The organism is Coleofasciculus sp. D1-CHI-01 (assembly GCF_040218875.1).
GTDB lineage: Bacteria > Cyanobacteriota > Cyanobacteriia > Cyanobacteriales > Coleofasciculaceae > Coleofasciculus.
On sequence record NZ_JAVJQP010000168.1, the window covers coordinates 1 to 10,464 of the forward strand.

5 protein-coding genes and 2 pseudogenes are annotated in these 10,464 nt (G+C 46.7%); 4 read left to right on the top strand and 3 right to left on the bottom strand.

Going from position 1 to position 10,464, the window contains the following annotated elements; translation table 11 throughout:
- The first annotated feature begins 691 nt into the window (after nucleotides 1-691).
- From RIB93_RS29200 to RIB93_RS29210, 3 genes are all read left to right on the top strand, one after another.
- Nucleotides 692-3,448, top strand: coding sequence for a helicase-related protein (locus tag RIB93_RS29200; RefSeq protein WP_446378291.1), 2,757 nt, complete (start codon nucleotides 692-694; stop codon nucleotides 3,446-3,448).
- Between the two features lie 282 nt (nucleotides 3,449-3,730).
- Nucleotides 3,731-5,326 carry a gamma-glutamyltransferase family protein gene (locus RIB93_RS29205; RefSeq protein ID WP_446378293.1) on the top strand — a complete coding sequence of 532 codons (1,596 nt, stop codon included), beginning with the start codon at nucleotides 3,731-3,733 and terminating at the stop codon, nucleotides 5,324-5,326.
- 381 nt (nucleotides 5,327-5,707) lie between these two features.
- Entirely contained in the window at nucleotides 5,708-6,100 is a 393-nt protein-coding gene (locus RIB93_RS29210) for a hypothetical protein (protein ID WP_446378295.1), read from the top strand.
- A gap of 382 nt (nucleotides 6,101-6,482) precedes the next feature.
- Here RIB93_RS29210 and RIB93_RS29215 read toward each other — a convergent pair whose 3' ends face one another.
- Entirely contained in the window at nucleotides 6,483-7,688 is a 1,206-nt protein-coding gene (locus RIB93_RS29215) for a Coenzyme F420 hydrogenase/dehydrogenase, beta subunit C-terminal domain (protein WP_446378297.1), read from the bottom strand.
- 298 nt (nucleotides 7,689-7,986) lie between these two features.
- Here RIB93_RS29215 and RIB93_RS29220 point away from each other — a divergent pair.
- A pseudogene (locus tag RIB93_RS29220) lies at nucleotides 7,987-8,130 on the top strand (Uma2 family endonuclease); the annotation flags it as partial.
- A 115-nt stretch (nucleotides 8,131-8,245) separates the two neighbouring features.
- Here the strand turns inward: RIB93_RS29220 and RIB93_RS29225 are convergent.
- Nucleotides 8,246-8,945: pseudogene (locus tag RIB93_RS29225) on the bottom strand (F0F1 ATP synthase subunit alpha); the annotation flags it as partial.
- A gap of 167 nt (nucleotides 8,946-9,112) precedes the next feature.
- Entirely contained in the window at nucleotides 9,113-9,625 is a 513-nt protein-coding gene (locus RIB93_RS29230; RefSeq protein ID WP_446378299.1) for a hypothetical protein, read from the bottom strand.
- Nucleotides 9,626-10,464: the final 839 nt, after the last annotated feature.

Consider the following 10,464-nt stretch of genomic DNA (forward strand, 5'->3'; position numbering starts at 1 on the left):
AAAATGTGCGCTCCTTTAACCCCCTATTCAAGAACATTAGCAGTCTCGACCATCAACTTCTAAGTCTCAGACTTCTTCTCCCTAAACTTACCCTTCAACCGCCATCGGGAGTGAGACGATGCTTAATTAATACAACAAACCCTTGAATGAACGCGCCGTCATAACCCACCAAGTTATCTGGCTTTCTCACCATGCCAAACAAATCCCATGAATCGCTTGATTTAGGTTGTGATTTCAGGTATTATTTCATCATGGGAAAATGTGCGCTCCTATAACCCCCTTTTCAGTAACATTGGTATCCTTGACCATAAACTCCTAAATCCCAGAATCCTTCTCCCTAAACTTACACCTCAGCCATTTATATCCCCCTAAATCCCCCTTCAAAAGGGGGACTTTGATTACAGCGCTTTTCATGTTTACAGCACTTGCCAAAACGGTGTAGCACAGTAAAGACAGTGCTTTTCTACTCTTGGAGAGGGGGTAAGTAGTCGGACAGTACCATCGTATTATTCCCCTTGGGGAGAAACTTCTCTTTATTGTAAAATCAGATTATCGGGGAATTGTTCCCCAGATTAGGGCTAAAGCCCTCACTACGAACCAAATTAGCTGAGTGACGCTACTACTGGCTTTGACAAATGACAAATGACAAATGACAAATGACAAATGACGAATGACAAATAACAAATAACAAATGCCAACTCACGATATCATCGACAACCGCAACCAAAAACTGGTAGACAGTATTAACTGTATCCTCGACTCCTCAGACGCCGCCCATTTTGCTGTCGGTTATTTCTTCCTTTCTGGTTTCATCGCCATCGCCCCCCGTCTCAACACTATCAACCAAATGCGGTTACTTATCGGGAATACCAGTAACCGCGAAACCATCGAACAACTCGCCGACTTCCAAAAAGTAGCCGTTAACCAAGCCATCAAAATTATCCGTGACTACGGCGGCTGTTTCGTCTCCGATGTCGTTGGCTTAGGGAAAAGCTTTATCGGCGCGGCGATTGTCAAACGGTTTGAACAAGTCGAACGCGCCCGCCCGTTAATTCTTTGTCCCGCCCCCCTGGTAGACATGTGGGAACGTTACAATGAAGTCTATCATCTCAACGCCCGTGTCCTCTCCCTGGGAATGCTGCGAGAGGATGGCGAAAATGGGGAAAACCTTCTCATCAACGACTTCCGCTATAAAGATAGAGACTTTATCCTTATCGACGAAAGCCATAACCTCCGCAACCCTAGCACCCAACGCTACAAAATCGTAGAAACCTTCCTCGCCACTGGGAAACAATGCTGCTTCCTCACCGCCACCCCCCGCAATAAAAGCGCCTGGGATATTTACAATCAAATTAAACTCTTCCACCCCGACGACAAAACCGACTTACCCGTAGACCCCCCCGATTTAAAAGCTTACTTTAAACTGGTGGAAAAAGGCGATCGCGACTTACCCAACTTATTATCCCACATCCTGATCCGCCGCACCCGTAACCACATTCTCCGCTGGTACGGCTTCGACGCCCAAACCCATCAACCCGTCGAACCCGCCAACTTTTCCGCCTACCTCAACGGGAAACGCCGCGCCTATGTAATTGTGGGCGGGAAGCATCAATTTTTCCCCCAGCGTCAGTTAGAAACGATTGAATATAGTATCGAAGATACCTATCAAGGCTTATACCAACAACTGCGCCATTATCTAGGAAAATCCCGTAAACCCCAACTCACCAATCCCCCCGCCAACGAACTCTGTTATGCGCGTTACGGTTTAGGCAAGTATGTCTTAAAAGCCAAGCAGAAACAAGAACCCTATTCCAGCTTACAAACAGCCGGGGCGAACCTGCGGGGATTGATTCGGGTGCTACTCTTCAAACGCTTCGAGTCTAGCGTCCAAGCTTTCCGAGAAACCGTGACAAAACTCCTCAACGCCCATTATCTGTTTGAGAAAGCCTTAACCCAAGGATTTGTTCCCGCCGGAGAGGAAGCCCAATCGATTCTCTATGAACCCAACCAAGCTGAAGAAAAAGACATACTTGATGCTTTACGTCAAGCCTCTGGCAAATACCAACTCACCGACTTTGATGCCAAACGCTTACATAAACATATTCACCATGATATCCAACTTTTTGAGAAAATCCTCGCCTTAGTTCAACCCATCACCCCCGCCCAAGACACCAAACTACAAACCCTAAAAACGTGGCTAAACCAAGCCCCCCTAACCAATGGTAAACGCCTCATCTTTACCCAATACGCCGACACCGCCCGTTACCTCTACGAAAACCTCAACCCCGACGGGAAACAGGATGATATTGACGTTATTTATAGCGGCGATAAAAGTAAAGCCCGTATCGTAGGTAGATTTGCCCCAAAAGCCAACCCCGACTATCAATTTACCCGGAATGAATCAGAAATTAACACCTTAATTGCCACCGATGTCCTCGCTGAAGGACTAAACTTACAAGATGGCAACTTAATCATTAACTATGACCTGCATTGGAACCCAGTGCGCTTAATTCAGCGGTTTGGTCGCATCGACAGAATTTGCAGTGAAAATGATATCGTTTACGGCGTTAACTTTTTACCCGAAACGGGTTTAGACAAAAATCTCGGCTTACGTCGCATCCTCGCCAACCGCATCGCCGAAATCCACGAAACCATCGGCGAAGATGCCGCAATTCTCGACCCCACGGAACAACTCAACGAAGACGCGATGTACGCCATCTATGAGAAAAATGGGGATAGCCAGCAACTGAGTTTATTTGAGGATAATGGCGAATTTTTAGACCTGAATGAGGCTGAGGAAATTCTGCGCCAGTTACAAAAAGATGACCCAACCGAATACAAACGCATCGCTAATTTACCCCACGGTATCCGCACCGCTAAATTCTCCCTGAATAAAGGATTATTCGTGTTCTGCGAAGCCTCCTATCCCAATCGCCCTGAGTTAAAAGGTTATCAGCAGTTAGTCTTACTCGATGACAAAGGAGAGATTGTATCACGCGATATGTCCCGCATTTTAGGACGACTAAAAAGCAGCGCCCAAGAGGAAGGATTATCGTTACCCCAAGATTATAATACGGCGGTGATGAGAATTAAACGTCAATTTGCCGAAGACGTAAAACATCGCCAAGCAGAACGGGACTATAGCCGCCATCTTAGCCAAGGACAAAAATATAGTTTACGCGAACTCAGACTCTTTTTTGAAACAATTAACGATGAGGACATCAAAGCCCAAATTAATTTGTTAGAAAAAGCCTTCCGCGAACCCGTCACCACAGGACTCAAGCGCGAGTTAAATCGGCTAAAGCGGGATATTATAACCGGAAATGAACTGTTTGTCAAACTTAAGCAACTTTACGCCCAATATAACCGACGCGAATGGCTAAACCGTCGCCAAAAAGGTGAGGATTACTTAATTCCAATAATTGTTTGTAGTGAAGCCTTGGTTTAATGGAAGCAGGGGAAGTTATCAGTTATCAGTTATCAGTTATCAGTTATCAGTTATCAGTTATCAGGAGATGGGGGAGATGGGGGAGATGGGGGAGATGGGGAAGCTGGGGAAGCTGGGGAAGATGGGGGTGATGTAGGGGCAAAATTTATCATTAACGGGAAGGTTTTCACCCTGATGTCACTCAATGTAATCAGTGTAACTAATCTCTCAGTTGCCTACCTCACTTTCTCTAATAAATCCGTGAAATCAGTGTTTTGACAAATGACAAATGACCAATGACAAATGACGAATAACCTAACTCACTACCCCTACCCTTCAACGCGACGGGTAATTATGGGCAAACATTGTGCTGTCGCCACCAGCCAACCCCTCGCCACATTAGCGGGGATGGAGATGATTTGGGCGGGGGGGAATGCTGTTGATGCGGCGTTAGCGATCGCGATCGCACTCACGGTGGTTGAACCTACCTCTAACGGAATTGGGTCTGACACCTTTGCCTTAGTCTGGGATGGTCAGTTACATGGACTCAACGCTTCCGGTAAAAGTCCTCAAGCCTTAACCTTAAACCATTTTGCTGGGATGGAAGACATCCCTCAACGGGGATGGTTACCCGTCACCGTACCCGGATGTGTCTCGGCTTGGCGAACATTATGGCAACGGTGGGGAAAGTTACCCTTTGAGCAGTTATTTGCCCCAGCGATTCGTTATGCTCGGTCAGGATATCCGGTTTCCCCAGTTACGGCAATGGCTTGGAAACAGGCGGAGGCGATTTTCCTCCCCCTACAGGGGCAAGAATTTGAGCCATTTAAATCGGTATTTTTCCCCCATAACCGGGCGCCTTATCCAGGAGAGGTGTGGGGAAGTGAGGCTCATGCTCACACCTTAACCCAGATTGCCCAGACCGGGGGTGAATGCTTTTATCAGGGAGATATTGCTCGTGCGATCGCCAACTTCGCATCGGATACGGGTGGCTTATTAACCGTAGCCGATTTTGCCGCCCATCAAGCGGATTGGGTTAACCCGATTTCCACCCCCTATCGAGACTTACGGGTTTGGGAAATTCCGCCCAACACCCAAGGATTAACGGCATTAATCGCCTTGAATATCTTAGAAGGATTCGACTTAAGTCAATATCCCCGTGACTCTGTGGACAGCTATCATCTGCAAATTGAAGCGATGAAGCTAGCTTTTGCCGATGCCAAGCGCTATATCGCCGATCCTCGATTTATGGATGTAGCAGTTGAGCGACTCCTGGATAAAGACTATGCCCACACCCGTCGCCAGTTAATCACCCAAACCGCAATTCCCTTAGCCCAACCCGGTTTAGCCAAAGGCGGAACCGTCTATTTAGCCGCCGCCGATGGGGAGTTGATGGTGTCGTTGATTCAATCCAATTATCAAGGGTTTGGTAGTGGGATTCTGATTCCGGGTACAGGGATTGCCCTACACAATCGGGGGTGTGGTTTCACCTTAGAAGCGGGTCATCCTAATCAAATCGCCCCCGCAAAACGTCCCTATCATACGATTATTCCCAGCTTTCTCTCCCAAGACGGTCAACCCTTAGGACCCTTTGGCGTGATGGGGGAATATATGCAGCCCCAGGGACATCTACAAATGGTGGTGAATCTGGCAGACTATGGCATGAATCCCCAAGCGGCACTGGATGCTCCACGATGGCAGTTTATCGCCGGAAATCAGGTACTTTTAGAGCCAACAGTACCGTCTCATATTGCCTTGGCACTCGCCCAACGGGGACATGACATTGAACGGAGTGCTGACAGGAAACGGTTTGGCAAGGGTCAGATAATCTTACGGCAGGGAGGCGTTTTCGTTGCCGCATCTGAACCCCGTGGGGATGGGTTGGCATTGGCTTACTAACCCGAAATCTCAAGAATACAAAACGCTGTAGGGGCGGGTTTAGGCACTCAACTTTGAATCCCACCGATAACATCCGTAGCAAAACCCGCCCTGACTCACCCCAAATCTAAATAATACAACACGATGTAGGGGCGGGTTTAGGCACTCAATGTCGAATCTCACCGATAACATCTGTAGCAAAACCCGCCCTTACTAACGTCAAAACCAGATTCCTTCAAAGGTTGTGAAGCCCTCCCTACACCCTACACCCTACACCCTACACCCCATACCCTGCCTACACCTCAACTCCCTTGTCACCCCTCGATAAGATCGTCATTAATTTGTCATAACCTTGTCACACCGCCTTTCTAAAGTAGAGAGTGAAGCAAGTTCCCTCCCCTTATGCACCGTTCCAATAATTCGATGATTCTCCTCAATGAGCAAGGTATAGAAATTGATGATATTACCCGCAAACGCTGGGAACGGGATATCTATAACCGTTTTCAACAAGCCAGGGAACGCTTTCCAGAATTTTTTCCCTGCTTTGAACTTAGACATTATCCAGTCAACAGACTCTATTATTCGATTCACTTTCAGCCGTTGACCCAATACGCTGAACGATTAACTCGCCACCGTCCTGATTTTCCCCATACTGAAACATTTAAACCGATTGAAATGCTGTGGGATGAAGGCGGCAAAAGTGAATTAGACCGCTTATTTGCACGCTTTCCCACTCAGCGATCGCTAAAACCTGCCAAACTGGGGTGGGCAAATCCTTTGGGGAAATTTTTCTAGCTTTAATTGGGACTATCCTCACTTATCCGCCCCAGATGGGAATATACCGAGTTGCGCTCAAACATAGTAGATAGGACAAGCAGGGGAGGCAGGGGAAGCAGGGGGAGAGAAAGTTATATCTTTGAATGCAACTTGGTATCAGCTAAAGCTTAAGTCTCTGAACCCGTTTAAACGGGTTTAAGCTTTTAGCCAGAACTTTAGTTCTAGGCTTACTTGGAGAAGTCGGGTATCTTGCTTAGAAAACTGTACTGTAAGGCTATTTTTGATTGTGCGATCGCGTTTGGCTGAAACTATACCCGATAAATTGAGTCAGGGTCAGTTGCGCTTGATACTGATTGATTGAAGCCGCAACTTAACCCCACTCCCTTGCTCGATAACTCCCTTAATCGGGTAAGTTATACTGTCCCACAATTCGCTTAGCAAACTCTGGCACATGCGCCGCTAATTTCTCTGGGTGATGACGCTTCACATAGAGATAATTGCGGGTAAAGTGGGAGTCAATCGAGAAACGAGCGTATTCCAATCCTTTCGGACCAATCTTTTCAATCACCACCCCCATTAATTTGGCTGCCCACATCGGTAAGGTAACGCCTTTATCATACGCCGGAATACTCTGTTGCACGGCTTGATGTCGGTCGCCCTTAGACGTAACCGATTGCGTTTCTAGCTGATTTTGCACCAGATCCAGCATTTCCTGTCCCCGGTCATTTCGCACCACAATCCATTGCCAACCAAAGGGTGCGCCCATGTAACCGACAACTAAATCTGCTAGGGAGTTGACATAATCAAAACAACTCATACAAGATGGGGCAAATACATCCTTGAGTTCTTTCGTATTCAATCCGAAGAAGGGGACTTTCTCAATTGAACCATCTTCATGTTTGAAGTGAACTTGAAAGTCCTGCATAAACTCATAATGCACGACAGTATCAGGGGACTTGCTGGTGGTGTCTAGGAATTTCTGCAAGCCGGCGCGGGTGACATTATCCACACAGGGCGTCCCCAGAACGTAGAGTTTTTCTAAGCCGAGTTCTTTTTCCACCGCCCGTAATGCCTGAATCTGACAGCCGACACCAATCACTAACAGGCGTTTCATCCCCGACTGTTCAATTTGTTCTAAGACTGACAGGTTGGGAGACAGGGTAGGCTTATTCACCCGGGCGGCGAGAATCTCCTCTGGAGTTCGGGCGATAATCGGCATCGGTTGAAAACGGTCTTCTTTGGTATTCTGCACACAGACAACGCCTTCAACTTTGCCACTGGTGAGCATTTCAATAGCGATGGTGCTGACAATTCCAGTCCACTGCGCCCCTTCAATCGGTTGAATTTTCCGCGCCGCCATCATGTCCTGGTTGACGCCGAAATACCAATCATCGGGATTATCCAGATTCCGGCTACGTCCATGGGTTTGGGTTTCTAATTCGGGAATCTGTTGGTTAAGAAAGGCACAAGCTTCCTTGACATAATGAATATAGTATGTATCACACAGACCACATTCGCTACAGAGTTCCTTGGCAGGGCGGATAGTCCCTGGTTTCAAGGCTTTGGCTTTTTTGTGTTTGGCGGAGTTGGGAGTAGTCGCAGTCATTGAAAAAGGATTTTCTCTTAACGGGAGTTCTTCTCTCAAGATATCTTAGTTCGTCGTCAGGGATAAGAGCCTAATTAGGGGCGGCTGAATAAGTCTTGTGGTGGGGTTAGAGAGCAGGGGGAGCAGGGAGAGCATGTAGAGACGTAGCATGCTACGTCTGGGAGCAGGGAGAGCAATAGTACCTTTTCGGCGATTCTAAAATGCTTATTTCAGTACCATTAAGCCGAATACCGAGTTGCGCTCAACGGTAATACAATGGATTGATAAATCATTCTAGATATAGACTCAATGAGGTTCTATGGCTTCTCTGACAGCTCTAACCCGCAAAGACTTGGAGAAATTACAAGCAGAACATCCTGAGTATCGCATGGAGTTAGTGGACGGGCAAATCATAATTATGAGTCCATCGGGTTATGAGTCAGATGAAGTCGTTGCCGAATTTTTTGAGGTAGCTATTGTTGATTTGTGGTCACCAGAATTTTAACGGTGATGTCCACAGAAGGGGTAGGGGCGTAGGAGCGATCGCGCCATCGGCTAATTGTCAGATTCCTCAAGGGGTGGGTTGACCGTTCCAACATCCGGGAATGAATATAAAAAATATCACCAGGATAGGCTTCTCGACCCGGTGGACGTACGTTGACCCACGGCGCAGTAAATACAAATGACATCTTTCCCTTTTTGATTAATAATCGTATCTACTGCGATCGCGGTTTTCCCGGTTTGGCGATCGCCAACAATCAATTCCCGTTGACCGCGACCAATGGGAACCAAGGCATCTACGACTTTAAGACCCGTCTGTAATGGCACTTTCACCGGGGCGCGGTCTAAAATAGCGGGGGCTTCCTGTTCGATGGGTAGACGTTCAGTGGTTTGAATCGCCCCCTGATTATCCAACGGACGACCCGTGGCGTCCATCACCCGACCGATCAGCGCCTCGCCCACTGGCACATCCAGAATCCGTCCCGTGCGTTGTACGCGATCGCCAGCTTCAATATGTTCGCTTTCTCCTAATAAAATAACCCCTACTTCATCCGGGTCTAAATTAAACGCGATTCCCAACAACCCACCCGGAAAGCTAATCAGTTCATCCGCTTTTACCGTGGGTAAACCACTAACCGTTGCAATGCCACGGGATACCGATTTTACCACTCCTACCTCCCGCAGTTGGACTTCAGGGTGATAGGTTTCTAATCTCTGGTCTAACTGGGTAAAGGTGTCATCTAGAAACGTTTGTAGTGACATTGACTTTCCGTTCATGAAAAAGGCAGATGGCAGATGGTAGATGGCAGATGGTAGATAGCAGGAGGAAAGAGGCAAAAAGAATTGCCGCCGCCGCCGCCGTAGTGCGAGCGTCTCGCTCGCTATAGAGTCTCGCTCGCTATAGAGTCTTGTTTGCGATGAAGTAAAGTTTTTGACCCGAAATTCTAGGGAATATCCAATACCTCGACAACATCAGCCACGATAACAGGTTGTCCTTCATACTCAGCTTCTATTGTCCGCCGAATATCCCCCTCCCAGGTTAAGTCATAATCCCGCTCAAACTCAGCCACTAAGAGTTGGCGAACTTCTCCAGTAACTTGGACATTCTGTTCTTCCAGAATCGGCTCTGTTGCAGCAGTATTAATCACCAACACTTGATCACCAAAGATCTCACCAGTTTCTTCTATGACAAATGTGTTAATTCCATAATCTTCTTCCACTTCACCACTGACTGTTACCGTCTCACCGATCAGTTGTGCGGTATCTTCAACAACGTCTTCAACGTCTGTATCATCCGTTTCCGTTACGGTTGTGTCTACTCCCGTTTCCGGAACTGTTGCTTCAGGTTCGGGGGTGCAAGCGCCTAGGAGTAGGGATAAGGTGATTAAGGTAAACGCCCCTCCTTTCTTTACTCCTAACCAGCTATTGCATTCTTTTTTAGGCAAACGATTCAGCATTCAATAATATCTCCTTGTGTGGTTTTGGGCAAATTGCCGATTTGTCAAATATAGTCCGGCGACTAGAAAATAGTTCGGCTAATTTACCTCAACTTTCTAGTCCTCGGCACTTAGCTTAAAAAATGAGGCGTCAAAATTTATCTGCCTCAAGGATGATTTATTTCATCTTTTATACTCCTTCAGACCTAAAAGCTTCCTTTGATCTTGTTCGTCTTGTTTTCCGTTTGGCTTTCCTTGTTCGTCTTCTGCTTTTCCTTCTGCTTCAGCCTCTGGCTCTCCCTTATTCGGAAATTCCTTAGATAACTGTTCCTCTAGGCTTTCTATTTTAAGCGTTCGATGAAAACCGCGATCGCACTCCGATAAAGAAGTTTTAATGACTGTAGGGGCGGGTTTTACAATTAACGTTTTTTGTTGGTGTTGAGGTAACTAAACCCGCCCTTGTCTAAGCTTTGAATTTTCCAGATGTGCCATCATGCATCTAATTTAAAAGAGGATAATTTCATAACAATTAAGGAAGTAAAGAAAACCAGCGAATCAACAACGGTGCGATTGCCAGTAGGGTGACTTGTGCTAACGCGATCGCAATCCAGACAATAAGCTGCGTTGAAATAGGGTCTGCTGAATAAGTCGGAGAAACACAACTGATCGATTAAGTAGTTATATAAGACGACAGTAACAATGAGAATTTATTGTCAACTATTCGGTCAATGATAAGGTTTAATAATAAATTGACTCCGAAAAAGACTTGATTATGGAATATACATAAAAAAAGACAAAAAACCTGCCGTAGCAGGGCAGACAGATTCATGACGAGGAAAGTAATAGCAATGGCTGTTTCT